Origin of the sequence: Pandoraea sp. NE5, assembly GCF_024363545.1 — a bacterium.
Classification (GTDB): Bacteria; Pseudomonadota; Gammaproteobacteria; order Burkholderiales; family Burkholderiaceae; genus Pandoraea; species Pandoraea cepalis.
In genome coordinates this window covers 4,062,256-4,088,802 of record NZ_AP025517.1, presented here as the reverse complement: position 1 = coordinate 4,088,802, position 26,547 = coordinate 4,062,256, and the positions used below count along the sequence as shown (strand labels likewise).

At 63.6% G+C, this 26,547-nt stretch carries 27 protein-coding genes; 8 read left to right on the top strand and 19 right to left on the bottom strand.

What is annotated here, in order from left to right; genetic code table 11:
* Positions 1–2: 2 nt before the first annotated feature.
* From PanNE5_RS18590 to PanNE5_RS18580, 3 genes are all read right to left on the bottom strand, one after another.
* Positions 3–377, bottom strand: a complete 375-nt coding sequence (locus PanNE5_RS18590) for a YqjD family protein (protein ID WP_261938582.1) — start codon at positions 375–377, stop codon at positions 3–5.
* Positions 378–526: 149 nt separating this feature from the next.
* A complete protein-coding gene (polX, locus tag PanNE5_RS18585) occupies positions 527–2,317 on the bottom strand; it encodes a DNA polymerase/3'-5' exonuclease PolX (protein ID WP_261938581.1) in 1,791 nt (596 codons plus the stop codon).
* Between the two features lie 70 nt (positions 2,318–2,387).
* The gene (locus tag PanNE5_RS18580; protein ID WP_017234458.1) at positions 2,388–3,014 is read right to left on the bottom strand and encodes a phosphoribosyltransferase; all 627 of its coding nucleotides are present in this window, start codon (positions 3,012–3,014) and stop codon (positions 2,388–2,390) included.
* A gap of 366 nt (positions 3,015–3,380) precedes the next feature.
* On the opposite strand from PanNE5_RS18580, the gene PanNE5_RS18575 reads away from it, so the two are divergent.
* On the top strand, positions 3,381–4,166 hold the full coding sequence (locus PanNE5_RS18575; RefSeq protein ID WP_017234457.1) for a helix-turn-helix domain-containing protein: 786 nt from the start codon (positions 3,381–3,383) through the stop codon (positions 4,164–4,166).
* Between the two features lie 64 nt (positions 4,167–4,230).
* Here the strand turns inward: PanNE5_RS18575 and PanNE5_RS18570 are convergent, their stop codons facing one another.
* Positions 4,231–4,878 carry a response regulator transcription factor gene (locus PanNE5_RS18570; RefSeq protein ID WP_017234456.1) on the bottom strand — a complete coding sequence of 216 codons (648 nt, stop codon included), beginning with the start codon at positions 4,876–4,878 and terminating at the stop codon, positions 4,231–4,233.
* A gap of 465 nt (positions 4,879–5,343) precedes the next feature.
* Here PanNE5_RS18570 and PanNE5_RS18565 point away from each other — a divergent pair, with 465 nt between their 5' ends.
* Together PanNE5_RS18565 and PanNE5_RS18560 are read left to right on the top strand one after the other, a co-directional pair.
* Positions 5,344–5,508 (top strand): hypothetical protein, encoded by a 165-nt coding sequence (locus PanNE5_RS18565; protein ID WP_017234455.1) that lies wholly within the window; start codon positions 5,344–5,346, stop codon positions 5,506–5,508.
* Between the two features lie 31 nt (positions 5,509–5,539).
* Complete coding sequence (locus PanNE5_RS18560) at positions 5,540–5,917, top strand: hypothetical protein (RefSeq protein ID WP_261938580.1); 378 nt, start codon at positions 5,540–5,542, stop codon at positions 5,915–5,917.
* A gap of 51 nt (positions 5,918–5,968) precedes the next feature.
* Here PanNE5_RS18560 and PanNE5_RS18555 read toward each other — a convergent pair whose 3' ends face one another.
* Positions 5,969–6,397 carry an Hsp20/alpha crystallin family protein gene (locus PanNE5_RS18555; RefSeq protein ID WP_017234453.1) on the bottom strand — a complete coding sequence of 143 codons (429 nt, stop codon included), beginning with the start codon at positions 6,395–6,397 and terminating at the stop codon, positions 5,969–5,971.
* 125 nt (positions 6,398–6,522) lie between these two features.
* Positions 6,523–7,773 carry an MgtC/SapB family protein gene (locus PanNE5_RS18550; protein WP_261938579.1) on the bottom strand — a complete coding sequence of 417 codons (1,251 nt, stop codon included), beginning with the start codon at positions 7,771–7,773 and terminating at the stop codon, positions 6,523–6,525.
* A 167-nt stretch (positions 7,774–7,940) separates the two neighbouring features.
* On the opposite strand from PanNE5_RS18550, the gene PanNE5_RS18545 reads away from it, so the two are divergent.
* Positions 7,941–8,900, top strand: a complete 960-nt coding sequence (locus PanNE5_RS18545; protein ID WP_017234451.1) for a universal stress protein — start codon at positions 7,941–7,943, stop codon at positions 8,898–8,900.
* 61 nt (positions 8,901–8,961) lie between these two features.
* Here the strand turns inward: PanNE5_RS18545 and PanNE5_RS18540 are convergent, their stop codons facing one another.
* The 3 genes from PanNE5_RS18540 to PanNE5_RS18530 all read right to left on the bottom strand — a co-directional run bounded on the left by PanNE5_RS18540 (position 8,962) and on the right by PanNE5_RS18530 (position 10,672).
* Complete coding sequence (locus PanNE5_RS18540; protein WP_017234450.1) at positions 8,962–9,423, bottom strand: universal stress protein; 462 nt, start codon at positions 9,421–9,423, stop codon at positions 8,962–8,964.
* Positions 9,424–9,478: 55 nt separating this feature from the next.
* On the bottom strand, positions 9,479–9,952 hold the full coding sequence (locus PanNE5_RS18535; protein ID WP_017234449.1) for a pyridoxamine 5'-phosphate oxidase family protein: 474 nt from the start codon (positions 9,950–9,952) through the stop codon (positions 9,479–9,481).
* Between the two features lie 66 nt (positions 9,953–10,018).
* A complete protein-coding gene (locus tag PanNE5_RS18530) occupies positions 10,019–10,672 on the bottom strand; it encodes a BON domain-containing protein (protein WP_017234448.1) in 654 nt (217 codons plus the stop codon).
* Between the two features lie 314 nt (positions 10,673–10,986).
* Here PanNE5_RS18530 and PanNE5_RS18525 point away from each other — a divergent pair, with 314 nt between their 5' ends.
* Positions 10,987–11,814 (top strand): universal stress protein, encoded by an 828-nt coding sequence (locus PanNE5_RS18525; RefSeq protein WP_261938578.1) that lies wholly within the window; start codon positions 10,987–10,989, stop codon positions 11,812–11,814.
* A gap of 62 nt (positions 11,815–11,876) precedes the next feature.
* Here PanNE5_RS18525 and PanNE5_RS18520 read toward each other — a convergent pair whose 3' ends face one another.
* The 6 genes from PanNE5_RS18520 to PanNE5_RS18495 all read right to left on the bottom strand — a co-directional run bounded on the left by PanNE5_RS18520 (position 11,877) and on the right by PanNE5_RS18495 (position 18,065).
* The gene (locus PanNE5_RS18520; protein ID WP_410007541.1) at positions 11,877–13,190 is read right to left on the bottom strand and encodes an NRAMP family divalent metal transporter; all 1,314 of its coding nucleotides are present in this window, start codon (positions 13,188–13,190) and stop codon (positions 11,877–11,879) included.
* A 74-nt stretch (positions 13,191–13,264) separates the two neighbouring features.
* Positions 13,265–14,302, bottom strand: coding sequence for an Acg family FMN-binding oxidoreductase (locus PanNE5_RS18515; protein WP_261938577.1), 1,038 nt, complete (start codon positions 14,300–14,302; stop codon positions 13,265–13,267).
* A 203-nt stretch (positions 14,303–14,505) separates the two neighbouring features.
* Positions 14,506–15,648 (bottom strand): ABC transporter permease, encoded by a 1,143-nt coding sequence (locus tag PanNE5_RS18510; RefSeq protein WP_261938576.1) that lies wholly within the window; start codon positions 15,646–15,648, stop codon positions 14,506–14,508.
* A 31-nt stretch (positions 15,649–15,679) separates the two neighbouring features.
* Positions 15,680–16,765: an HlyD family secretion protein gene (locus PanNE5_RS18505; RefSeq protein WP_261938575.1), complete on the bottom strand. Its 1,086-nt coding sequence runs from the start codon at positions 16,763–16,765 to the stop codon at positions 15,680–15,682.
* The gene (locus PanNE5_RS18500) at positions 16,762–17,469 is read right to left on the bottom strand and encodes an ABC transporter ATP-binding protein (RefSeq protein WP_261938574.1); all 708 of its coding nucleotides are present in this window, start codon (positions 17,467–17,469) and stop codon (positions 16,762–16,764) included. Before PanNE5_RS18500 ends, PanNE5_RS18505 begins: the two co-directional genes overlap by 4 nt.
* A gap of 86 nt (positions 17,470–17,555) precedes the next feature.
* Complete coding sequence (locus PanNE5_RS18495; protein ID WP_157211493.1) at positions 17,556–18,065, bottom strand: hypothetical protein; 510 nt, start codon at positions 18,063–18,065, stop codon at positions 17,556–17,558.
* 423 nt (positions 18,066–18,488) lie between these two features.
* On the opposite strand from PanNE5_RS18495, the gene PanNE5_RS18490 reads away from it, so the two are divergent.
* Together PanNE5_RS18490 and PanNE5_RS18485 are read left to right on the top strand one after the other, a co-directional pair.
* On the top strand, positions 18,489–20,093 hold the full coding sequence (locus tag PanNE5_RS18490) for a thymidine phosphorylase family protein (protein WP_261938573.1): 1,605 nt from the start codon (positions 18,489–18,491) through the stop codon (positions 20,091–20,093).
* A gap of 38 nt (positions 20,094–20,131) precedes the next feature.
* A complete protein-coding gene (locus tag PanNE5_RS18485) occupies positions 20,132–20,998 on the top strand; it encodes a ribose-phosphate diphosphokinase (protein WP_261938572.1) in 867 nt (288 codons plus the stop codon).
* A gap of 53 nt (positions 20,999–21,051) precedes the next feature.
* Here the strand turns inward: PanNE5_RS18485 and PanNE5_RS18480 are convergent, their stop codons facing one another.
* Positions 21,052–22,086 carry a zinc-dependent alcohol dehydrogenase family protein gene (locus PanNE5_RS18480; protein ID WP_261938571.1) on the bottom strand — a complete coding sequence of 345 codons (1,035 nt, stop codon included), beginning with the start codon at positions 22,084–22,086 and terminating at the stop codon, positions 21,052–21,054.
* A gap of 24 nt (positions 22,087–22,110) precedes the next feature.
* Entirely contained in the window at positions 22,111–22,953 is an 843-nt protein-coding gene (locus tag PanNE5_RS18475) for a universal stress protein (protein WP_017234436.1), read from the bottom strand.
* Positions 22,954–23,182: 229 nt separating this feature from the next.
* Between PanNE5_RS18475 and PanNE5_RS18470 the strand changes: the two genes are divergently transcribed.
* Positions 23,183–25,168: a PAS domain-containing sensor histidine kinase gene (locus tag PanNE5_RS18470; protein WP_261938570.1), complete on the top strand. Its 1,986-nt coding sequence runs from the start codon at positions 23,183–23,185 to the stop codon at positions 25,166–25,168.
* A gap of 6 nt (positions 25,169–25,174) precedes the next feature.
* On the opposite strand, the gene PanNE5_RS18465 is transcribed toward PanNE5_RS18470, so the two are convergent.
* A complete protein-coding gene (locus PanNE5_RS18465; protein ID WP_039830436.1) occupies positions 25,175–26,167 on the bottom strand; it encodes a zinc-dependent alcohol dehydrogenase family protein in 993 nt (330 codons plus the stop codon).
* 36 nt (positions 26,168–26,203) lie between these two features.
* Positions 26,204–26,521, bottom strand: coding sequence for a helix-turn-helix domain-containing protein (locus PanNE5_RS23095; protein WP_410007596.1), 318 nt, complete (start codon positions 26,519–26,521; stop codon positions 26,204–26,206).
* Between the last annotated feature and the right edge of the window lie 26 nt (positions 26,522–26,547).

Sequence of the window (26,547 nt, the reverse complement as noted above, 5' to 3'; positions counted from 1 at the left end):
CATCAAAGGCGCAGGTCGGCATCCGACGGCGTACGCCAGCCTCGAGCGATCATGGGGGCCACCACCGCGCCCGCGACGGCCGCCAACGCGGCGATGGATGCCGCGGCCGCTACACTCTGCCAGGGATGGTCGTGCACGTAATGGTCAGTGGTTCGCGCCCATCCCGACACGCGCTGCCGGCTCGTTGTGCGCAGCGTATCGAGCTGTGCGGTCAGTTGCTGAAGCCTGGCAGTGAGTGCGGGACGCGCTTCATCGGACGCCGGATTGGCTTCGTCGGCAATATCACGCAGCAACGCCTTGATATCGGCAAGGAGGGCCTCAGCGTCGTTGACCAAGGTCTGACGGTGATTCATGAATTCAGTCCGAATGTCGTTCATCTCTCGCTCCCATCGAATTCGACAATGCGCCGCCGTTGTCGGCGCGGGCCAGGTTCACTATAGCCATCTGCGCACGGCGTGCCATGACATGGCGCAAATCGGCGTGATCTTCGTGTATGAGGTTCAGGGCAGACGCCCTGCCGCCACGGCTACATCGTCTTTTTGAGCATGGCGCGCAGCCGGGACAGCGGGCGGGTGTTGAGGACGTCGGCGGCCTCGAGCCAGCCGCGTCTGGCCTGCATGAGGCCCAACGCCAGATGGTTGAAGTCGGCCGTGCGGTGCGCGTCCGAGGCAATGCTCACCCGCACACCCATCGACTTCGCCAGCCGGCAGCCGGTGTCCCACAGGTCCAGCCGGCGCGGCTGTGCGTTGGCTTCCACGAAAGCACCGCGCTCGGCAAGCGCCTGGAAAACGCGGGCGGCGTCGAACCGGCAAGCGTCGCGCTCGCCGATCAAACGAGCAAAGGGATGTGCGAGGATGCTGAAGTGCGGGTGGTCAATCGCCCGTAACAGCCGCGCGGTCTGCTTGTCGGCGGGTAAATCGAAATGGCTGTGAACCGCGCCAACGACCAGATCGAGCCGCCCCAGCACAGCGTCGGGAAGATCGAGCGATCCGTCTTCCAGGATATCGACCTCGACGCCCTTGAGAATCCCCGGCAATCCGCCCTTTGCATTCAGCGCGTCGATGGCGTCCGCCTGCGCGGCGAGACGGCTGGCGCTCAACCCATGCGTGATGCCCAGACGCGGCGAGTGATCCGTGATGGCCAGGTACTGAAGCCCTTGACGGCCGGCCGCTACGGCCATGGCTTCGAGTCTGTCGACACCGTCGCTTTCGTTCGTGTGGACGTGAAGATCGCCCCGGATCTCGCGGGCTTCGACAAGGCGCGGCAAGGTGCCATCGCGCGCCGCCTCCAGTTCCCCGGTGTCCTCTCGCAACTCCGGCGCAATCCATGGCAGATCGAGCGCTTCGTAGATCGACGCCTCGTCGCGGCCAGCGATTTTTCGCCCTTGCCGGAACACACCATATTCGTTCAGTTTCAGCCCGCGTGCCTGCGCCATCTTGCGAAGCGCCACGTTGTGCGCCTTCGAACCGGTCAGATAAACGAGCGCCGCGCCATAGCTCGACGCGGCCACCACTCTTAGGTCGACCTGCATGTCATTCATCAGCACCGTGCTTGCCCGCGTGCTTCCGGCGGAGATCACCGATCGCGTCTGATCGTAGGCGAGGAACGCGTGAATCACGGCTTGAGGCCGGCCAGACGCCACAGCGATGTCAAGGTCCCCCACCGTATCCCTGCCCCGCCGGTAGCTGCCCGCGACCGCCATCGCCTGCGCGGTGCCGGTCTCGCGCAGATACGCCATGAGGGGATCGACGGCGCGCATCGCGATATCGAGGCTGAAGCGGCGGTGCCGGTCGAGCCGCGCCTGCACGGCGTCAAGCAGGCGCTGTTCCGTGCGCTGCCCGAATCCGGGCAGCGTACCAATGCGGTGTTCACGGGCTGCGGCGGCCAGATCCTCCATCGTATGCACGTCCAGGTCGTGCTCCAGCCTGTGTACACGACGCGGCCCCAGCCCCGGCAGACTGAGCAACGATTGAATCTGTCCAGGCGTTTCGCGGCGCAGGCGCGTCAGTAGTTCGCTTGCGCCGGTTTCAGCGATCTCGCGCATCTTTCCCGCGAGATCGGCGCCGATGCCCGGCAGTGTCGTGAGGTCGATGCCGCGCGCCAGCAGGACGCCCACGTCCTCGGTCAGCGCACCGATCGTCCTGGCCGCATTGCGGTAGGCCCGAACCCTGAACGGATTCGCATTTTCGACGTCGAGGAGGTCGGCGATTTCGTCGAAGATCGCAACGATCCGGTCGTTGGTCACGCCCGCGCGCGGTACCACGGTGGCGGCAATTTCCTTCGCGATGATTTCAGGCTTTTCGGAGGGTTCTCTCACGCCTTGACTCCAGCAGACATGCGGCGCGACACGCAGGACACCGGGTATTGCACAGGCGCGGCGTGGGCCATTAGCGCGAGCGCAGGCAAGCGACGACCTCGTCATCGCTGACTTGGGGAAATTTTCGGTAGAAGGCGCCCACCGCGCTGAAATCGGCCGGTGTCTCCAGACAGATCACTTCGTCGGCATAGGGCGCGATGTCGCGCAAGGCATCTGGCGGGGCCACCGGCACTGCGCATATCAATCGTGCTGGCCCAAGCTGTCGCACCGAGTGCAAGGCCGCGATGATCGATGCCCCCGTGGCGATGCCGTCGTCCACGATAATCGCCAACCGCCCGTCGGCGCTCGTCCGCTGTCTTCCCGGCGTAAAGCGGGCCCGGCGACGCCGGAGGGTGTCGAGTTGCACCATTCGTTCGTGTTCGACATAGGCACTCTCGCCGCCCGCCAGCTTCGCGTATGGCGTCAGGTACGTCCAGCCGCTCTCGTCCACGGCGCCGACCGCCAGTTCAGGATTGCCAGGGGCGCCCAACTTCCTAACCAGCACAATGTCCAGATCGCCGCCGAGGGCATCGGCCACGATGGCGCCAATCGGAACCCCACCGCGTGGCACGGCCAAAATCAACGGGTGCTTGCCCGAGTACGCGTTGAGTGCCTTGGCTAGCTGGCGTGCGGCATCGGCCCGGTCGATAAATGGCATTGACGTTCTCCTCGAACGGCGGCTAAGCGCCCCCATAAGATCATCCTAGTCATCGGGGGCGGCGCCGGTTTAGCCAAGGTCAAGCATTCCCGTCAGGCGTTCGCACGAAACGGTCTGCGTAAGGATTGCCTGACACCGGGCGTGCGTCTGCCTACAAAGATCTCAGCCGCGCCTGCTTTCCCCCCGACGCGGCCGTCGCGATACTTGGTTTCAAGCCCCTACCCCGACGACAAAACATGCCACTTGAGGGCAGCGCCAGACAGCGCGCGAGTGCGGGTAGGCACATGCAGGAAGACAACCGGAACATTGGGCGCCCGGGTGCGCGCAATCGGTGCATGCAGGCCAACGGCTGGCCGGGAGATGGCGATGTACGAATCACATTATTTGGCAGACGCCGAACGTCGCTTCGGTGCCGTCGAGGCGTTTTCAACGGTCAATGACGGCATGTCGAGCGGGCTGATCTCGCATCCCCCCGCCCAGTGCGGTACGTGCGTATTGCGACACCTCTGTGTTGCGTCGAAGCTGAATGACCACGATGCGGCACGCCTGAAATCTGTCGTGCGTACCTGGCGGATGGTCCGGCAGGGCCATGCGCTTTACCGGACCGGCGATTCGTTCCAGAGTCTCTACGCGGTCCGCTCGGGGTCGTTCAAGACCGTGGCGCAGCATTCGCTGGGGCGCCAATACGTGTCGGGATTTTATCTTCCCGGCGAACTGCTCGGGCTGGACGGCATCGTCGCCGAGTCACATCCCTGCGATGCCTTCGCCCTGGAAGATAGCGCCGTCTGTGTGATCCCATTCCAGCCCCTGGAGGTGCTGTGCCGCGAATTGTCGCCGCTCCAACAGCATATTCACCGGCTCATGAGCGCCGAGATCGTCCGAGAGACGGCGCAGATGGTGTTATTGGGCAGCATGAGTGCCGATCAACGGGTCGCGACCTTCCTTCTGAATCTTTCGAATCGCTTCGAGCAGCGAGGGTACTCGCCCCGCGAGTTCACATTGCGCATGACGCGCGAAGACATCGGAAGCCATCTCGGCATGAAGCTCGAGACGGTCAGCCGGTCGTTATCGCGGTTTCAGCGCGGTGGCTTGATTCTGGTTGCGGGAAAGCGGATTACGCTGCTGGACCGCGAAGCGCTTGGCGCATGCTGACGGTGCCGACATGAGGGCGGTCGAACGTGCGACGCCTTGCCATGCGAGCCTGGTCGCGTAGACGTCAGAGGTTATCGCCCTCGTCGAAGAGATGATGGCGAAGCGCGTAGCGCACCAGTTGCACCTCATTGGGCAGCTGCATTTTCTCCATGAGACGCATCTTGTACGTGCTGACGGTCTTGGGGCTGACACACAGCGCATTGGCGATGGTGGTGAGCGGTTCGCCACGCACCAGACGACGATAGACTTCCAGTTCGCGATTGGACAGGCGCCGATGCGGCACGTCGTCGCCATTTCCCTGGAAGCTCGATGCCAACTTGCCCGCGATCGACTGGCTGACATAGGTGCCGCCCACGGCCACATGATTGATGGCCGTGACGAGTTCTTCCGCCGCGCTTTCCTTGGTCAGGTATCCTGCTGCCCCCGCCTGGAAAGCACGTACGATGTACTGCTCCTCCGAATGCATGGTCAGCACCAGTATGCGCAACGCCGGATGGGAATCGCGCAGCAGCCGGATCAGTTCCAGACCGTTTCTTCCTGGCAGCGACAGATCGAGCAGCAATACGTTGGGAGAGCAATCGTTGACCATCAACGGGATCGCAGCGCCGTCCGCCGCTTCGCCGACGACGTCAAACACGCCCGCCCCCTCCAGGATATGTTTGAGTCCGTCTCGCACTACGGCGTGATCGTCCGCGATCATGATACGCGTCATGCCTTGCCTCCGAATTTGGTGGCAACCGCTTCCCTGAGAGGCTGCCCGGCAGAGCCTTCGATTCGCGTACCCAGCGACACCGGCGAGGCGGTGGCACATTGCGGATGAACCGCATCGGACCGATTTTGAGCCATTCAGTGACCTATGCCCCTGATATAGGGCGGCAACCAACGAGCGCAAACCACCCACCGCTCGGGATTGGCTTTTGCAACGGTCTGCGAATGCTATTCCGACCCGCAGCCGTTCTTTTGTTAACTAAAGCGTATTTCTCTCAGCTTTCAAGAGATATTACCGTCCAGGATCGGCAGGCGTATCAGCCGAAAAGATGAGAGGAAACCCTCCAAACAACAAATGGGAAGCACGATCCAGCGTTATTGCATCGAGTAAGTGTACCCAGCGGGCGGTTCGTCCCGGTACACGGGAGAATCGCTGCGAATCCGAGCGCCAAGACGAGCTGATTGGCGAATGAAAGTCGTCAATCCATCGAACACACGCCTGGCGCAGCCGAATGCCGTTTTTTGGGGCGCTGCTGGCGTCGATGCGGTCCTGCGCAACGTTTCCAAGACGCTGCATCGTGACGAATTGACTTGTGTCATGGCGCCTCCCTCGCACAGGCATTACAAATGCTGAATGCAGACGCGCTCGTCAATCCCTCTGGATCGTGCCAGCGATCCCAAGTGCTTATGAGGTTCTCATGTCTACGCTGCGACAACATTACAAGGCATTCGTTATCGAAGCTCACGCGCAACTTGTCGGTTGCGGTGGATTTGCCGTACCGAGCCACGACCGGCGCTATCTGCCTGTGGCGATCGTGCGCGGCGCAACCGCAAAGCACGACGGCCCTCTGTCGGATGGCACGCCGACTGAAGGCGTTGTGATACAGATCACATTGAACGAGCGGTTGGACGCAGACCCCTATCGCGCGCTCCGATGCGCGATCGATTATGCGTGTCAGGTGATCGACGGGCTGCGGTCGCCCGAATTTGAAGATATGCCGCGCGGCGTCGCGTTCATCCCGCTTCCGCAAACGCTGCACTAGCCCGCCTCGCGAGGGTGCCTGAGCGGCACCCTCCCATACCGCCTGTGCGGCTTACTGAATGGTCAACTCCCGTTGACCGGCATCGGCCCGCTTTGGCAGCACCAGTTCCAATACCCCGTCGCGATAATTCGCAACGGCCTTGTCTCGGTCGACCGCCTGTGACAACGAGAAGCTGCGGTACATATCGCCTTCATACCGTTCCCGATGCACGAAGTTGCCGTTGTCCTTCTTTTCCGTGGTGTTGCTGAGGTGCGCGCTGATGGACACCTGATTGCCGTCGAGCGCGACCTTGATGTTTTCCTTGCTCACACCCGGTATATCGGCGCGTACGGTAAATTGCTTGTCGTCCTCTTCGACATCGAGCTTGATTTGCATACGCTTCGAGCTCTCCAGCGCAAGCGGACGCCAGAACGCGTTACGAATGAGGTTCTCGAACGGCTCGTCGAAATTCAATGGATCGAATCGGGTGAGGTTTGCCATAGCTGACTCCGTGGGGTAAGGGGCGCAGTGCGCCCAGGGGGCTGCGATCCATGTCGCACGTTGTCTAATCTAGATCGCGAGCGCGCCGACGAATTGACTGACATCAAGAGAAACCTCGGCGTCGATCATGAAATCGACGGCGCGAAGGCGTACCCGAGCCAGAGCGCGGCGATCACCAGCACGATGCCGGGAACGACGAGCTTCGCGAAACGTGGCCCCCCGGATACGAACGCCGCAATCCCCTTGACCATGGCGTTTGTCGAGGCCCCGGCCAGTATCGGAAGGCCAACGTCCGTGACGCTGAGCCGGCCCTGTTCGGCCAGCGCGGCGGCACTGGCCGCGATGGAATGCGCGTCCGCCAAGCCGCCCACCAAGGCGACCGCCAGCAAGCCCGATTTCCCGAACCAATGCGAGAGTGCCCCCGAAGCGAACATGGCGACGGACACACTCAGGGTCAGCACCAACGCGGACTTCAAATCGATGGCGGTTCCAATGTGGACCATTTGCGGCGTGGCGCACCGGTTCGCGCGCCAAAGCGCCCAAAGGCCGTACGACAGCGCGGCAACGGCGCCAGCGCCGAGCGGAAACGCAAGATGGAGCAACACGGTCGGGAAGACCGTGCCAATCACAATGGCCAACTGCACCATGGTCGAGACGCTGGAGAGCGCGGCTCCCGCGACGGCGGGCAGCAACAAGGCCGGATTTTGCCTGGCCTGCAGGCCCATCGCGCTGATCGTGGCGATACTGGACGCGAACCCGGAAGCGAACCCCGTGACCGGTAATCCCGCGTTCGGCCCAAGCGCGCGTTGGGCAAAATGACCGATCACGGCAATGGAGAGCATGACAACGGTGAAGCGCCATATCGTGGACGGATTGACCGAGTCGAAGACATCGATAGGCCGATTCGGCAGGATAGGCAGAATCACGAGGGCAGCCACCGCGAGCAGAAGCACATCCTGCAACTCGGCTTCCGTCACGACGCGCGTCACGAGCCGATGCAAGTGAAAGCGCACCTGCATCACGCTCGCGACGGCCACGGCGATGGCGATCGTCAAGGCGGGGTGGCGTTGCGCCATCGCACCGAGCAGCAGCGTCAGGATCAGCGAGATCTCGGTCGTGATCCCCGGATCGTCGTGGGGACGCAGGTAGGCGGCGATCAACACGGCGCTGAGCGCCAGCACCACCGCAGCCAGCAGCCAAACGCCCCCCAAGGCCAAGGCGACCGCCCCCAGCACGGCCGTCAGCGCAAACGTCCGGATGCCTGCCGCCGCCCGCTCGCGGCTCGCCCCCTTGCGCCGCTCACGTTCGGCACCGATGAGCAAGCCGATCGCCAGTGCGGTCGCATACGGCAAAATGTCGAGCATGGCTTCGGTCATCGCGCGCCCGTTTATTTCGTTCAGTGCACGGTATAGCATAAGTGACGGGGAGCGTCGGCGCCGCGTCGTGGCGTGCGATGTTGATCGAACGCAATGGCGCTGCCTGTGTACCGTCTATGCTATTAACGATTCATCGATAAGGATCGCCGTGCCCGGCGACTTCGACCATGGAACCTGTCTCCCAACTGCTGTCGCCCCATGGCTTTCCCAAGCCATTCCAGCGGATCCTCGTTGCCGTCGATCCCAGCGGCGCGTCGCTGAACGCCATTCCGTATGCCGGCCATTTCTGTTCGCCGGACACGCAGGTGCTGGTCCTGGGATTCTTCGAGGACCCCGAGGCCTACCTGACGCCCCACTCCCGTACGCCGGCCGATGTCAGCGCCGCGTTCGACGAACTCCGCCGCGACGAACTCGTGGCGCTGGAGGGCGCGCAGGCGGTATTGCAACGTACTGGCGCACAGGTGCACAAGCGGCTGCTCGGGCCTGCGCTGGGCAATCGCGAGATCTCGGCGGGTATTGCCCGAGTGGCCGACGAATGGAATGCCGACCTGGTGGTCGTCGGCGCCGAACCGGCCGCCGGCATCGCCGCCCTGTTGGGCACCAAGGTCTCCGCCGCACTGGCCGAGCACACCCACCGCGCCATCCTCATGATTCCCAAGAAAGCGACGGAATCGTCACTGCACCACGCGCGTCGGATCCTGTTTGCGGTCGACGGTAGCGAGGCATCGCTGCACGCGGTGCGCGTGGGGATGCAGGTGGCCCCGCCGCATTCGAGCCTGCTGGCTATTTATGTCGAGGACCGCGGGGTCGACGTGTCCGAATTGGAGGAATCCCTGCTCACGCCAACGCCCGCCGTCCCCCGGGCTGAAAATGCACTCGCGCAAGCCTCGGCGATCATGACCGAACTGGGCGCCAAGGGGAACATCGAGCGCCGTGTGTCGCACACGCGCCTGGCGGAAGACGTGGCCGCCGCCCTACTCCGGGAAGCGCAGGAATGGGAGGCGGATCTCGTCGTCGTGGGCGCGCAGGATCGTCATGGGTTGTTCTCATGGTTCAACGGTCATGAGAACGAGCGGGTTGCCCGCGCGATCGATCGCCCGCTGCTGGTCGTCAATCAGGCGGGCTGACGCGTCGGGGCGAGCCCCCCGCGTCCCGGGGTTGATCGCACCGCCGCACACCACGCACGCGCTATGGCGCGGGCGACTTGATAATGAGCACCGGCCGGTCGGCTCGCTGCAGCAGGCGGTTGGCCTCGCTACCGAGCGTGACGCGCGCGAGGCCGCGGCGTCCGTGCGAGCCGGTGACCACGAGATCTGCGCCCACCCGCCGAACCTCCGTCAGCAAGCGATCGGCAATATGCATATGGCTGTCCATCAACGGTAGCGTCGCGAAATCGGCCGCAACACCCTCGCGCGCCAGAATGTCCAATGCCGCTTCCCGAACGGCCAACGTCTCGGCGTTGAGCGCGTTCTGCATGTCGGCCACCGACGGCAGTGCTGCCGCCATCAAGGGAAAATAAAGTGCCGGGTCGACTTCGACGTAAGCGACGCGAAGCCTGGCCCCGAGCGCCTTGGCGAGCCTCGCGGCGTGGATCAGCGCGGTTTCCGAGGGCGGACTGGCATCGAAAGCCACCAGTATGTTGCGGTACATGATTTCTTCCCCTTGTTTTGCATTCCTTCAACCACCGACGCCACGGCTATTCGCGCTATTCGCAGCGACGTTTCGATGGAACGGTAACGATATCGGCGTGACCAAACCCGCGGCTGTAGTCGAGCACCTGAAGCGCCCAGCATTCGAGCTTCACGATGGTGGAGCGACTCGAACCGTGTTCGGGAACGCGCGTCCACGCGTCTGGAAAACGCTCATCGAGCAGTCGCATCGCCAGTACACGCTCGGACGATTCGTCCGGCAAAATTTCGGCAAAGGCGTGGCCCGACAGCGCCTTGATGTCCGGCCATCCCACATAGGGCTTGTAAAGACAGAACGAGACCTGTGCGGCGCGCTCGATATTCGCCATCTTGCGGCTATCGCGCCCGGTGGCGAAATAGATGTCGAGTCCGTGATGGACGAAACAAACGACATCGGACTGCGTGTTCCCGTCCGCCATGAGCGTCGCGAGCGACAACTCCCGACACGAGTCCAGCACGTCCAGAATGACGGCCTCCAGGTCTGCGTTCATCAGGCTTCTCCTGCGTCTATCGTGTTCGCGTTGCGTGTGCCGCCCCATGGGCATTACCCGGCGCGCTTACTCGACCGTTAGCCGATCCACGACGGCGCATACGCCATGCGTGGTCATGGCCGCTCCCCGGATGGCTTCCTTTTCCGCCAGCGAATGGACCGTGCCGGTCAGCAGCACCTCGCCATTGCCCAAGATGGAAATGTCGAGGTGGCGCGCCTCGCGCTGCGCCTGACGCGCCAGCGCGGCGGCGATATGCCCGACAATTTCCGTGCGATGGGGCCCACTGAGCACCTTGATGTCGTTGATGACGCCCTTGACGCCGCGCAACGTACGAACGGCACTCTCGGCCAACACGCGCTGCGTGTAGGTCTCGACGTCGCCCGCCAGGGACACCCAGCCGTTCTCGACCTTGACGTGCATGCCATCGTCCGGCAGGCCGGCGTGCCACTTCAGCACGGCAAGCGCGGCTCTTGCGATATCGGCATCGGTATGACGATCCTTCGACATCGGCACGACTTCCAGTCCGATCACAATCGCGCGCGCCCCCGCGACCCGCGCCGCGACGCGCTCGGCTTCGCACTTCTCAAAGAAACTCGCGACCTCGCCCGAGAGCGTGACAATGCCGTCGCGCACCTCGACGCCAATCTCGCTGGCATGAACGTTAGTGTCGCGCGCGAGTTCGTCCATCACGTCGCGCTGCAGTTGAGCATCAGTCTTCATGGGGTACTCCGTGCCACAGAATAGGGATGGCGCGATCGCAAACGTTACTGACAGTTGCGGGTATCGCGCCGGGTTCTTTCACCTTAGCGCCTCAGTGGGCGCATTGCCGGTCTCTCTCGGCAGCGCTTGACCGACGTCAATTTCATGCAGGACGTCACGCGCCGCACGCAAGCCGCGCGAGCTTGATTCGCATCAACCCGATGGCGGGAATCTCGCCGCCGAGGGGGCTGGCCGCGTTATAACAAAGCATGCCTGCGCGGCAATCCGTCTTGTCGCAGGCGAATGCGCGGGTGACCCATGCGAGGAGGAAGGAAATGAGCTTACGGAGAATTTGTGTCCACATAGACGACACCGCGACGAGCGCGGCACGGCTGCGCTTCAGCGGGCTGCTTGCCCGCCACCATGACGCCAGTCTCGCGGGAATCTACGTGCCCCACCGCCCGGGCGCGGTGCATTCAGGACAACGCGAATCGTCCGGAGACCACTACCGGACGGAGGGGCGCGCTCAGACGGCGTTGCACGAGGCCGAGCATTTGTTCCAGGAAGTTTGTGCCGAACACGATATCGCCGGAGACTGGCATGCGCCGTTCGGCGCGCCGACGACCATCCTGTCGAACTTTGCCAAAGGCACCGACCTGTGCATCGTCGGGCAACCCGACTCGCCGGGTGGGGTCGCCGCCCTCGGTGTCGATGGCATCGGCGACATCGTCGTCTCGGCAGGCGTACCGGTGCTCGGACTTCCGCACAACGTGACGCTGCCACAGGAAATCCGGCGCATCGTGATTGCCTGGAACGGCTCGCGTGAAGCCAGACGTGCGATCGGCGACGCCTGGCAACTGCTCGGGCGCGCACAGGACATCTTCGTCGTCGGCATCAACCGCTCCCCGGCGGGCGACGACCCGTCACTGACGGAGATCGTGCACCTGCTGGAGAAACACGGATTGCGCGCGAAGCCGGTGTCGATCCGACAGGACACCGAAGCCAGCGATGGTGTTCAGTTGTTGGCCGTTACCGAGGAGTACGAAGCGGACTTGCTGGTCATGGGCGCCTACGGACACGGCCCGACGCGTGAACTCGTGTTCGGTGGCGCAACACGCACGGTGCTCAAGCACATGTCCACGCCGGTGCTGCTGTCCCACTGACGTGATCCCGCACTGCAGTCGTCGGCGCGCCAGCGCTGTCGGCTGCGGTGATCTCCCACCGACTACATCAGCAGCATCGCCACAGCCGCCGCGCCCATCACTCCGGTAGCCATCCAGCCCAAGACGAGAATGGGCCAACGCGCCGTGAATTGACCCATCACCGATTTCCTCGACGCGAGCAGTAGTACGACAACCATCAGCGGCACCGCCACGACGCCATTGATGACGGCACTCCAGAACAATGCCTTCATTGGGCTGATCGGCGAATACTGGATCGCGGTGGCAGCGAGCATGCTGAGCGCGATAATGCCGTAGAAGCCGTGCGCGGCGCTGGGCTTGCGCTCGAGCCCCTCCTTCCAGTGCATGGCCTCGGCCATCGCATAGGCGCCGGACCCCGCCAGCACCGGCACCCCGATCAGACCCACGCTCACGATACCAACGCTGAAGAGCGCATACGCCAGGTCGCCGGCCAGCGGCCGCAACGCGCTAGCCGCCTGCGCTGCGGTGTCGATGCTCCGGATGCCGCTGGCGTGGAGCGTGACGGCAGTCGCCAGCATCACGAAAAAGGCGGTGATGTCCGAGTAGAACATCCCGGTCCAGGTGTCCCATCCGATTCGCCGAAGCTCGCCGCTGGCAGCAACGGCGGCCACGTTATCGTCCTTCAGCGGCAACGCCGTGGGGTCCCGTTCCATCTCCTCCACCTCTTCCGAGGTCTGCCAGAAGAAGAGATAGGGGCTGATAGTCGTGCCGAACACCCCCACAATGACGGCCGCGCTGGCCGAATCGATGGTGAGATCGGGCCACAGCGTACGCATGGCCACCTGTCGCCACGGTACATGCACCGTCAGCAGGACGGCGGCGTAGGCGAGCAACGACACGGTCAGCCATTTCAGGAAGACAACGTAGCGGTGGTAAGGCACGAAGACCTGCAGGAGCAGCGAGCCGAGCGCGAAGCCGATGGTCATCCAATGTCGATCAATGCCGCTGGTCAGTTCCGCCACCTCGCCCATCGCGGCCAGATCGGCCGCAATATTGAGCGTATTGGCAAAGAGGAGCAGGACGATCACGCCGCGCAGGACAATCGGCGGAAATGCCGTCTCGATATTGGCGGCAAGCCCTTTGCCCGTGACGCGACCGATGCGCGCGCAGATCAACTGCATGGCCGCCATCAAGGGGAATGCGAGCGGCATGGTCCACAGCATGTTGAGCCCATACTGCGCGCCCGCCTGGGTGTAGGTGACGACACCGCTCGGATCGTCGTCCGCGACGCCCGTGATCAGCCCGGGGCCCACGCGCCTGAGCGGATGCTCGTTCAGCCGTTTGCGCAGCCCCTGTAGCCACATCGACGACCGCTCACCCTGTGTTTCCAGCCCCATTCCCGCCCTCGCGACTCAAGACGCCTCGCGCGCCTGCCCTTGGCGCGGACTCGTGATTTCGGGCAACGTCACACTTACGAAACCACCGATTCCAGGGCGCGCCTTGGCGCGTGGGCCTGCGAGGGGCCTCGGCCCACGCGCAGCAGGATCTGCGGATAGTCCCCGCTGCCTGTCATGGCACCGATGGCCGAGCGCAATGTCTCGACTTCGATCGGCTGGTTGAGGAACGAGGCATCAAACCCCTGGGACGTGAGCGTCAGTAACACCCGCTGCATGGCCTGCCCGGCCAACAGCCAGTTTTCAGGGTCGTCCGAGCGCGTTGCCAGGCAGACGAGCAAGGGCGAACCCTCCACAAGACGGCGGTGGCTTGCCGCCAGTCCGCCGCCGACGTCAAATGTACGCACGACGGTGGCCAGGATCGGAGACGCGAAGTCGAGCAGGCTTGCCGCGCTTGCCGAGTAGCTTGCCATGCCGTCATCGCGCCGCGCGGCATTGATCCACAATGCCAGTTCGCGGCGAAAGCGCGGATCTCCCAGTTGGATTCGATCCGCCTGATCGATCAGGTCGGCCAGTCGCAAGCGCTCCGCGTCGTTCGCTGTCGGGGCGAGTTGGGCGCCTTCCGCCTCGGCCGCCGCCTGTAGCGACGCGATCGTCGCTTGCGGCAGCGGCGCCGGGTCGAAGGCCTGACGATTGGTCACCCGATTGGGGATGGCCGCGAACAGCGCTGCAATCTGTCCGTCCACGAACCCCTCGTCCGAGATTTGCACACTCGCGAGCACGTCGGGCTCGGCGCTCGATGGCATGATCCGGATCACATACGGGCAACGGAAGTGGCTGAGGGCGACGCGCAGATTGAACAAGGCCGCCCCGCAACTGATCGCCAGCTCGCGGTCATACGTGTCGCTGACCGGCAACGCCCGGGTGCGGTCGGCACACAACAGGACCGTGTCGTCGCTGATCACAAAGCGCCACGGCTGCGTGTTATGCGTGGAGGGCGCGAGGATGGCGTATTGCAGGCAGAATCTCAGCCGCTCGGCGGCCGTCGCAGTCCTGGCGAACGCCTGATCGTCGACGGTCCACGCCTGGCGTAAGTTGTCCTTGGATCGGGGCACGAAAACCTCCTTTGGTCTAGGGCACGACGACACGGGTCACGCGACGTGACATCGGCCCGGCGGGCGCTGGGTGAGCGAATTTATTGAGCTTGTCGAGCGTTTCAAGCGTATTGATCATATTGCCTGAAGTCTGGTGCAACGGGCGCGACTGCGCATTGACGAACGTCAATGGGCGACAGCGCCGCCCGCGAGGCGCCGCGGGCTTATCCGCGGAAAATGTCGAACGGCTCGATCCGCAACACTTTGCGAATGCCGATATAGCTGGAAATCGCCGCGATCAGCAGCACCATCGTAAAGGAGAACGCGAGATTCCAGAACGTGGTGATGGCGGCGTAGTTTGGCAACGTGCGCTTGGCAAGGGCAATCACCAGCGTGACCAGGCCTACGCCGATGCCATATCCCGTCAATGCGGTAAATGCGGCCATGAACAGAATCATCTTCACCAGTTCGCTGCCTTTTGCGCCGATCGCTTTCAGCGCGCCGAATTTGTCCAGGTTTTCGAGCACGAACGAATAGAACGTCTGGCCCGAAATGGAGACCCCCACGATGAAACTGATGATGGTCATGAGCAGAATATTGGTACCGATGCCAGTCCGGTACGTATAGAAGTTCGCAACGCGCTGATTGAACTCGTCCTTGGTGAGCGCGATGTAGCCCAGCTTGGCCACCTGCCGCTTGATGGCCGGGATCGCCGCCGGCGACTTGGGCTGCACGAGAATGTAGGAGATGGTGAAGCGCGTACCCGGGATGTATTCGACGGCCCGGCTGTATGTCGTATAGAGCGTTGGCACGCCGTTCAAACCGTTCGCGGAGACGTTCGCCAGGCCCACGACTACGCCGCGAAAGTCATTGATTTCGAACGTGGTGCCGATCGCCGGATATTCCAGCTTGGCGATTTCCGGATCGTCGACGACCACGAACGCGTTGTCGGCATAGATGTCCAGAATGTCCCCCTTTTCCATATGCGGGCGGCCAAACAGACTCGCATCGTCGAGGCCGACCACGCTCACCGACTGGTAGACGCCGCTGGCCAGCCTGACCTGCGCGCCACCGATGTACAACGGCGCGGCATATTTGACACCGTCCATGCTCAGTACCGCGTCCAGCAGGAAATTGGGCAGCGGAAAGGCGGAGTTCGGTGTATTGACCGCGGGATCGATGACCCACATCTCGGCGCCGACATTCGTGACGGTCGAGTAGGCACGGTTCAGGATGCCCGCGAACATCGCCGTCATCTGCGTCATCAGGAAGACTGCGAACACGATGCCCACCAACAGGGCCGAGAACTTGGCCTTGTCGTTCACGAGCAACCGGAAGCCGATACGCATGATGCCGGTGGATTGCATGCTCACCCTCCCCGGATATCGGAGGCACCCATCATTGCTGCCCAATGAAGACGTCGACGAGCAGTCCCGGATAAATCCTCGGCAAGTCTGCCGTCTTGAACCGGAAAATGACGGGCAGGACACGCAGATCGACCTTTTCCCGGCGCTGGTTGGCCAACTCGATTTTCGGCGATACGAGCGGCTGTACGCGAACGAACTCCAGCGGTACCTTCAGATCGGTGCCTCGCACGGAGAGCTGCGCGCGGATGTGATCGGCCGCCGGGAGCCGCGACACCAGGATTTCATCGATGTAACAACGTACCGCCAGATAGTCTTGGGGCCCGCCCATGACAATCAGGGGATCGAACCCGGCCGTGTACGTATCGTAGACACCCTGCGAGGAGACATAGCTGCCCACGGTGGCGTTCAGTGCCAACACCACGCCGTCCGATTTGGCCGTGATCGCATATTTCTGCAATAGGGCGTTGGCCGCGCTATAGGCTTGGGACAGCGCGTCATATTGGTGCACCTGATTGTCCACGTCATAGCGCCACGCGCCTGCGCGAATCAGCGCATATTGGCTTTGTGCGACTTCCAGTGCCGCGCTGGCCTGACCGACCGCGTCGCGGGCCGTATCGAGCACGTCTTTGCTGATCGAGCGGTTGTCCATCTCATAAGAGGCTCGCCGCTTGTCGTACTGGTCCTGCGCGGCCGTCAGATTCGCGCGCGCCTGGTCGACCTGCGCCTTGGCGACGGCCAGGGTTTCCTTCCTTGGCTCAGCCTTCAGTTGGTCGAGCACGACACCGGCTGCGAGCATCTGGGCGTGCAGCTGTTCGGTCGTGGCCCGTTGAACCGCATCGTCGATACGCAGCAACGTCGCGCCAGCGCGCACCTTGTCGCCTTCATGCACAAGCACCTGAGTGATGACGCCCGAGACCTCCGGGTACAGGTTGATATTGGCGCCCCCGCCCTGCTCGCTTTCCACGATACCGGTCGCGTAGATCGCGGCCGGATACGGATTGCTCACCGGCGTGAAGACGGGCGCTTCCGGCTTACGCTCGATCGAGAAAACGTAAGCGCCCAGCACGGCGGCAAGAATGCCCGCGCCGGAGACAATGAAGAGCCATGGGTTTTTCACGAAAGCCCCCCAGTCGCCGAGACGATGCGTCCGTCCTCCATATGAATGATCCGGTCCGCGTATTCGTTGATGCGGGCGTCGTGCGTCACGATGACGATGCATCGGTTCCGGTCCAGGATCTTCTGCTTGACGAAAGCGATGATCATCCGGCCCGTATCGCCGTCCAGCGACGCCGTCGGCTCGTCGAGCACCAGTATCTGAGGGGCGCCGATGATCGCCCTGGCAATCGCCACGCGTTGCTGCTCGCCGCCCGAGAGCTTGACGGGCACCACCTCGGTACGGTCCTTCAGTCCGACGATCGCCAGACTCTGGCGGGCCGCCTCGAGCGCATCGTTCCAGTTCCTGTGCTTGAGAATGAGCGGTATCGCCACATTTTCCGCGCTCGTCAGCCTCGGGAACAGGTGATAGTCCTGGAACACGAATCCGATCGTGTTCAGCCGAAAATCCGCCAGATCGTCTTTCGACAACGTCCAGATATCGCTGCCGCCCACCCACACCTTGCCGGCGTCGGGACGCAGGATGCCGGAGAGCAGGCTAAGGAGCGTGGTTTTCCCGCTTCCCGACGGTCCGACGATGAAGAGCATCTCGCCAAAATGGGCGACCAAGTCGACGGCATTGACGGCCGTCGTGCGGGCCGGCCCTTCCCCGAACCCTTTGGTCAGTCCGGTGGCGACGATGGCTTCGGTGACGGGTGCGCCGGGCATATGGATGAGCTTCCACGGTGACGAGCGAGCGTAGCGTCAGGACGCGAGGGGGACTCACGCGATCAACGACGACGCCCCGCCGCCGATCAGCCGCGCGCGGCGTTTTGCGCCGACGCCGCCGGCCTTGCCCTCGGCGCGCCCTGATCGACCGGATCCGAGAGTGAGCCGAACGCGCTCATCGCCGTTTGGGTCAGTTCGCCCCACGCCGTCCACCAATTGGCGGGGCTTTGCGTATCCATCGCCTCGCCTGCCGTCTCGGAGAACACCTGTTGCCATGCCTTCTGCGCCGCTGAGTACTGCTCGGCCCAGACCGTGGGCCCGCGGGCACTCATTTTCACCAGCCCTTGCCAGATCAGGTTCTGCATTGCCAACTGCTGATTCATGAAGGCAAGCTGGCTATTGAAGAGCGCGCTGAAATCCGACGCACTTTCCAGTGCACTGGCGAACGCCTTGTCGGCCTCGATCAGACCTTCGTCGGCCTTTAGCTGCATCTGCCGCAGACACTGCACGTTCTCAACCCAGTTCCTGTGAGCATCGAGCGCCGCGAACACTTGCGCCTTGCACAGACTCAAGGGGGGAGTCAGGGCCTTGGACATCGTCGCGTCTCCCGAATGGATTGCGGGTCACACGACGTGACCGCAACGCGCGAAAAAAATCGCCCGCCGAAGCGGGCAGAAACCCAACTTGCCTGCGTTCGGAACGGGGCCGTATCCGAACGCAAGTGCCGGAGGACCGGCAAGATCGGGTGTCGCTTGCGTCGGTTGTGTTGGAACCGGCGATGTCTCCACGATAGTCCGTTGCCGCGGCCCAGGCCTTGACATATCTCAACGTCGGCCGATGCGTTGTTCACAAGAAACACGGGGAGAGGCACCGTTTGATGCACGTCAACGTCTCACCGGACACCCGCCGCCTACCGCGCCTGCCGGCACTACGCTGGGAAGCTAAGGCACCGCTGATATCCGCCCTGAATCCGCGCTGACGGGACGCTCGTCCGTAGCGCTCTGCAAGGAATACGCACTGTGTCAGACGACATCGAGAAGTCACCGGAAGCAGAGGCCGTCGGTCGTCCCGACCTGCGAGGCTCGTCGCCGGGAGAAGCCGATACCCACGCCGACCTTCCGTTCACCGGACGCCGGCTGCGCGCCCGCAGCGTCCAAATCGACACATTGCGCGAGGCCGTTGCCTACCTTCGGCGCGATAGCCTGATCTGCCGCTCGGAAGGTTTCGCGGCGCAGACGCGTCTGCAGCTTGAATACGGGGCGGCAAGCGTCGTCGCAACGCTACAGACCGTGACGGGCGATTGGGTGGAACTCGACGAGATCGGTTTGAGCGAAGCCGCCCTGGCCGCGCTCGACGTGTCCGAGGGCGAATGGGTGCGCGTGCGTCACATGCCGCCGATCGAGTCCTTTCGCCACGTGCGAGGCCGGATGTTCGGTGAAGCGTTTACGCCCGCAGAACTCGATGAGGTGATCGGCGATATTGCCGCCGGCCGCTATTCCTCCATCCATATCTCGGCATTTCTGACCGCATGCACGGGGAATCGGCTCTCGGACGACGAGATCATTTCCCTCACGCGCGCGATGGTGGCTACGGGCGAGACCCTCCATTGGCAGGCGGACTGCATCGTCGACAAGCACAGCATTGGAGGCCTGCCGGGCAATCGCACCACACCGATCGTGGTCGCAATCGTGTCATCGCAAGGACTGATCATGCCGAAGACGTCGTCTCGCGCGATCACGTCGCCCGCGGGGACCGCCGACACCATGGAAACGCTGGCCCCGGTCGATCTGCGTGCCGACGAGATGCGCCGGGTCGTGGACGCCGTCGGAGGGTGCATCGTCTTTGGCGGCGCGGCAGGCCTCAGCCCGGCCGACGACATTCTGATTCAGGTGGAGCGCCCGCTCGATCTGGACAGCGAAGCGCAGATGATGGCGTCCATCCTGTCGAAGAAGCTGGCCGCCGGCGCCACGCACGTGCTGATCGACGTGCCGGTCGGCCTGACCGCCAAGATTCGCTCTCAGTACGCCAGCACCCTGTTTTCCGAACGGCTGCGCACAATCGGCCGGGCGCTCGGACTCGATGTTTCGACCTATGTGTGCGCGGGCGACCAACCAGTCGGCCGCGGCATCGGCCCCAGTCTGGAGGCGCGCGACGTGCTGTCCGTGCTGCAAAATCGCAGCAACGCCCCGGCCGATCTCGCGGACAAGAGCGTGGATATCGCCGGCCGACTCCTGGAAATGGGCGGCAAGGCCCTGCCGGGCGAAGGCCAGGCATGTGCACACCGCATTCTGTCCAGTGGGCTCGCGTGGCGGCAATTCCAGAGAATCTGCGAGGCCCAGGGCGGCATGCGCGAGCCATTGGTCGGGCGGCATAGCAAACCCGTAACGGCCCGCCACAGCGGCGTGGTCACCGCCATCGACAATCGCCATCTGGCGCGGGTGGCAAAGCTGGCGGGCGCGCCGGCCGCGCCGAGGGCGGGGGTGGTCTTCGAAGCCCCCATCGGAACCCGCGTGGTTTCGAGACAGCCCTTGTTCACTATCTATGCGGAAAGCGAGGGAGAACTCGACTACGCGTACGAGTACGCGTGCCGCTTTCCAGCCATCGTCGCTGTGGGGGAATCATGAAGGATGTCGTGGTCTATTCCATGCCCGGAGATGAGTCCGTGGCACGATCGCTCGCTCACGCCGTTGCTTGTCCGGTGCAGCGCCTGGATATCCATCGCTTTCCGGATGGCGAACAACGGGTGGCGCTCGAAGGGCCTCTGAGCGGGAAGGCGGTCGTCATCGTCTGCGCGCTCCACCGCCCTGACGCCAAGATACTGCCGCTGATTTTCGCGGCGGACACCGCGCGAGACCTCGGCGCGCGGAGCGTCGTCCTCGTGGCGCCGTACTTGTGCTATCTGCGTCAGGACGCCCGGTTCCATCCGGGCGAATCCGTGTCCGCCTACAGCTTCGGCCGGCTGCTCAGCGCCCACATCGATGGCCTGGTGACGATTGAGCCGCACCTGCACCGGCTGCCGTCGCTCTCGGCGGCCTATGCCGTTCCGCTACGCTCTCCCCATGCCGTCGCCGCCACGGCCGAGTGGATCTCGGCGAACGTGACGAATCCGCTTATCGTGGGGCCGGACGACGAAAGCGAAGCGTGGGTGGCACAGATCGGCGAGCGCATCGGCGCACCATCCGTCGTCGCACACAAGACCCGAGAGGCCGACGCCAAGGTCACTGTCCGGTTGCAGGTGCCAGCGACGTTGTCGAAACGCACGGCGGTGATCGTCGACGACATTCTGGCGAGCGGGCAAACGATGGTGGCCACCGTCAAGGCGCTGGTTCGCGCCGGCTTCGGCAACCCGGTCTGCATTGCCGTGCATGGACTGTTCGACGGCATCAGCGTCGACGATCTCGTCGCAGCTGGTGCCAGCCGGGTCGTGACGGCCAACACGGTGCCGCACGCCTCTAACGCCATCGATGTGACGCCGGCGCTGGCCGAGGCGTTGCGCGACCTGCTCGATACACTTCCGAAAGCGCCATGATCGGCGGTGGCGGCAGGCGGACGAGACATCCGCGCTGCCGTGCGCCGCGCACCTCACGGCGAGATGATGACCTTTAGCGCATGCGTCTTCGCGGCGTCGCCGAACGTCCGGTACGCGTCGAGAATTTCGGCAAGCGAGAAGTGGTGGGTGATCAGCACGCCGGGAGAAAGGCGTCCCGATTGCACGGTCTTGAGCAACATCGGCGTCGCCGCCGTGTCGACCAACCGGGTCGTGATGCTGATGTTCCTGTCCCACAGCGATTCGAGGTGTAAATCGACCTTGCTGCCGTGCACCCCGACATTCGCGATGACGCCCCCGGCGGCGACGATCGCCTGGCATAGCTCGAACGTCGCCGGCACGCCGACGGCTTCGATGGCCGTATCGACCCCGCGCCCGCCGGTCAGGTTGCGGATGGTCTCCTCGGCGGCGTGCCCGGGCGACAGCACCGTCGTGGCGCCGAGTCGCGTTGCCACTTCCAGCCGCGAGGCATCCGGATCGACGACGATCAGTTGGGCGGGCGAGAAGAACTGCGCGGTCAACAGCGCCGCAAGGCCGATCGGACCTGCGCCGACAATCGCCACACTGTCGCCCGGTTTGACTTTGCCGTTGAGCACGCCGCACTCGAACCCGGTCGGCAGAATATCGCTGAGCATGACCAGCGCATCGTCATCGATGCCCACCGGCGCATGGTAGAGACTGGTGTCGGCATGCGGCGTGCGGACATACTCGGCTTGTGTGCCATCGATCCGATTACCGAGAATCCAGCCTCCGGCCGCGCAATGCGAATACATGCCACGGCGGCAAGCCTCGCATTTCCCGCATGAAGAGATGCAGGAAATCAGCACGCGATCGCCCGGCTTGAACGCGCTCACCGCTGCGCCTGTCTTGACGACCTCGCCCACGCCTTCATGCCCCAGGATTCTCCCGGGCTCCACCGTCGGCACGTCCCCCTTGAGAATATGCAGATCGGTACCGCATATCGTCGTCTTGGAAACGCGGACGATGGCATCGGTCGGCGCGATCAACTCGGGTATGGGTCTGTCCTCCAGCGCGATTTGCCGTGGACCGTGAAATACCAGCGCTTTCATATGCGATCTCCGTTTCGCGTGGCGTCAGTGCGACATCAGCACCGGCACCGTCATGGTTTCGAGTAGCGTGCGCGTCACCCCCCCGAGCACCCATTCCTGCATTCGCGAATGGCCGTAGCCGCCCATCACAATCAGGTCGATGTTCATGTCGGCTGCGCGCGAGAGCAAATCCTCGCCCACAGCGATGTCGTTGGCGCCGCGCTCGGGTGTCACTCGCACATTGACGCCATGACGGGCAAAGAACATCGCGATATCGAGCCCCGGGATCGGCCCAAGGGCGTCCGGTTTGCTTCCTCGACTGACGTGCATCACATGGACGGTCTTCGCCGCCTGCAAGAAGGGCATGGCGTCGGCTGCGGCGCGCGCCGATTCGCGCCCGCCGTCCCAGGCGAGCAGAATGTTATTGAACGCACGCGGTACCTTGCCCGCATACGGCAGGATCAGGACAGGCCGGCCAGCGGCGAGCACGACCGACTCGACGAATCCCATGGCCGGTATCGTTTCGGGGTTGCTTTGGTCTTCCTGGCCGACGATCACCAGATCCGCATAGCGCGCATGGGTTTGCATCTCGCGAATCGTGTCGAACCGGGGCGCCAGCCACTCGGGACTGACCGCCTGACGGCGACAGATCTCCATGAACATCTGCTCCGCCTGCTCAAGTCGCCTGGCGTCGCTCTCCGGCGATGACGGTGGCGGTACCCCCATGCCCCCAATATCGGTGACGTCGGAAAACAGTGGCATGTGGAACGGCAGGTAGATGCCCGTGAGGTGGGCCGGTAGCCGACAGGCAAAGTCCACGGCAAGCTCGACGCGTGCGCGGGATTGCTGACTGTTATCGACGTGTACAAGCAGCGTCCGGTAGGTCATGGTGACTCTCCAATGGGGGCGATCACCTTGTACTCTAGTTCCACGCCGGGCCCCCGCCGTTGACGCGGATCAAGGCCTGACTTGACGACGCCGCCGCTTTTACGTGCGCGATCCGGGGTTTTGCGCTTGTCACGCGCGATGCCTTACGGATTGATTAGGATGGGAAAATTGCGCCAGCAGTGCTACAAAGACGAAATCCTCGGCATGAGAACCGACAGGGGCAACGTACATGGCCAAGTTGACGTTTCGTGGGGCAATACGATCGCTTTCGCAGCAGACCGATGGCATCACCCTTGCCCTGCTGTGCTCGATCTGCCTCGCGCTTGCGGCATGGAACTGGGTCGCCGTACGCACCACGATGCAGGCCAACGTCGACGCGCGATTCGACTTGCGCACAACAGCCGCGACGGACAAGCTCGCGATCGCCCTCTCCGCTTATCGCGACACCTTGCATAGCGCGCTCGACCGGCTGGCGTTGGCGCCTCGCCCCGACGAAAATGCCTGGGGAGCGTATGCGCAAAACATGCGGGTGGCAGAGCGATTGCCCGGTCTGGTGAGCTTCGCCCGATGTCAGCGCACGGGCGACACCATCGAGCGCGTCGTCGCCTACGCCATCGGCGATGACACGGTGTTCGGCCCGAGCGGTTCGATGGCACTGCCAAGTGGTACAAAAACAACGGGAAACCTTTTCACGCGGACATCGCCGTCGACGGGACGCGCGTATTGGATTTTCCTGTCCGACACTAGCCGCCCGTCGGTATGCGCGTACGCCGTGGCGGATATCGACGCGCTAGTACACGTTGCCATCGGGCCGCTTCTCCATGACATTGCGTTGACCGTCAGTACCCGGGACGGCACGAACCCACCCACCCCCATCTTCGACAGCCTCTACCCTCGGGCGCCCGGCGAGCCCCGCCCCCCCGTTGACTACCAAACGCAAGCGAGTCTGCCGTACGGGGAAAAACCCGCACTGTTTCTCACCTTCACCGCGTCCAATGAATTTGCCTCGCTGCGCGGGGCCGGCGTGGCCAATTGGGCCCTCGGTCTGGGGCTGTTCATGACGGCGGTGACGACGTTCGCGTGGGCCCTCGCCTTGCTGGCGCGACGTCACGCGCAACGGCTCAGCGAACGCGACGCGGGGGACAAGCGACGCTCGGAAAGCCGTCTTTTCAGTGTGATCCAATCCGTGCGCGAGGCCATCATCACCATCGACGATCAGCAACGGATTCAGATCTTCAATCCGACGGCGGAGAGCGTGTTCCGATGCAGCGCCATGGAAGCGATCGGCGAGCCGCTCGCGCGGTTCATCCCGGCGCGGTTTCGGGAGGCGCATTATCAGCATATCGAGCGTTTTGGCATGACCGGCGTGTCGGAGCGCCTGATGGGGCGAGGCCGGCCGCTCTGGGGATTGCGCTCGGACGGCGAGGAGTTTCCGATGGAAGCGTCGATTTCGCAAAGCGCCGACGCGGCCGGCAAGTTCTATACGGTGGTGTTGCGTGACGTGACCGAACAACGGCAAATTGCGAACGCGCTGCAAACGTCTCGCACTGAACTCGAAAAGCTCAATGCCCGTCTCGAAGCGGTTCGGGAGGAAGAGAAGCTACGGGTCGCCCGGGAGTTGCACGACGACCTGGGCCAACGGCTCACCGCCTTGAAAATGGACACGGCGTTGCTCAAGCGCGCCCTGGGCGATCAGGCCCCCGTCAGCGGCGATGTCAAAAGAATTGAGCAATCCATCGACGGTATGGTCGCCGCAGTGCGCCAAATGGCCGCCGACCTGCGCCCCCCGATGCTCGATGATTTGGGGCTCGGTCCCGCAATCGAGTGGTACACCCGGGACTTTGCACGCCGGTATGGCGTGGCCGTCGATTTTACGGAGGCCCACAGTCTGCCCCCGATTCCCGCCCCGGTCGCGACGGCGCTGTTCCGGATTGTTCAGGAGTCCCTCAACAACGTCGCGAAACACGCCAGGGCGACGTCGGTCACGATCGAATTGTCGTGCGACCGGGAATGCCGGCTTCGAATTTCCGACAACGGTCGCGGTCTGCCGCCAACGCGCCCGAAATCCGATTCGCTCGGCTTCATCAGCATGCGCGAGCGGGCGCGCTTGCTGGGCGGCACGCTGGAAGTCCGCAGCCCATCCGAGGGCGGAACGGTTGTCACCACCGTGATTCCGCTGGAGACGTCGGCACCGGCGCACTCGCGCGACGCCTGAATCCGGCTATGGCGCGCGAATCTGGAGTACCGCGGCACCTGAAAAGGCGCCGCTACGAAGATCGCTCAAGGCGACGTTCGCCTGTTCGAGTGGGTAGATTTTCGTCGTGACGTGCAACGGGATTCGTTCGGCGAGCGCCAGAAACGCCAGCCCATCGTCTCGCGTCAGATTGGCGACCGATCTGACCTGCCGCTCCCCCCAGATCAGCCGGTAGGGGAACGCGGGGATATCACTCATGTGGATGCCAGCGCACACGACGGTGCCGCCCCGATCCACAGCCGCAAGGGCTTGCGGGACAAGATCGCCGACCGGAGCAAAGAGGATCGCCGCATCCAGACATCGTGGTGCCGGCGCGTCGCTCGCGCCCGCCCAGCAAGCCCCGTTGGCCAACGCAAAAGCCATCGCCGCTTCGTCGCCGGGGCGTGTGAAGGCATAGACTTCCCGCGATTGGGCTTGGGCGATCTGGGCAATCAGATGGGCGGCGGCACCGAAGCCGTACAGGCCGATCCGTCGTGCATCGCCCGCCATGCTCAGCGACCGGTAGCCGATCAACCCGGCACACAACAGCGGCGCGGCGGTGGCGTCGTCATAGCGCGCTGGCAGCTTGAAGGTGAAGCGGGCTTCGGCCACCGCGTATTCCGCATAACCGCCGTTAAGCGTATATCCAGTGAAACGTGCGGCCTCGCATAGGTTTTCCCGATGACTCTGGCAAAACCGGCATTGGCCGCATGTCGCGCCTAGCCAAGGCACGCCGACCCGATCCCCGATCTCCAGTCCGCGAACCTCTGCTCCCAGCGCCGCCACCGTCCCGACAATCTCGTGCCCAGGGATGATCGCGTCGGGCACGTCCGGCAGGTCACCGTCCACGACGTGGAGGTCGGTGCGACACACGCCGCACACGCTCACGCGCACCAAGACCTGCGTGGGCCCTGCGACAGGAATCGGGATATCCACGAGCGCGAGCGTGCCGTCCCGCTTCGACAACTGCATTGCTCGCATACGTGCGTGCCAAGGAAACGGGGAAAAGAGATGCGGCTAATGCGACAGGGCCGCCATCTCGCCCAGGCGCTTGGTATCGAGCAGCGTGATTTCGCGTTGCCTGACGCGCAGCGCATTCTGCGCCTGCATGCGCGAGAGCATTCGGCTGACCGTTTCCAACTGCAGGCCGAGGTAGCTGCCGATCTCCTCGCGCGTCATGCGCAGCAGGAACGAACTGGGGGAGTACCCACGAGCAGCGAGCCGCGCCGAGACGTCCAGCAGGAAGCTGGCCAATCTGGCTTCGCCGCGCGCGGTGCCCAGGCGCAATAACTGGTTCTGCTCTCGCACAATGCCTGCCGCGATCAATCGATGCATCTGCCGCATGATCATGGGCACTTGTC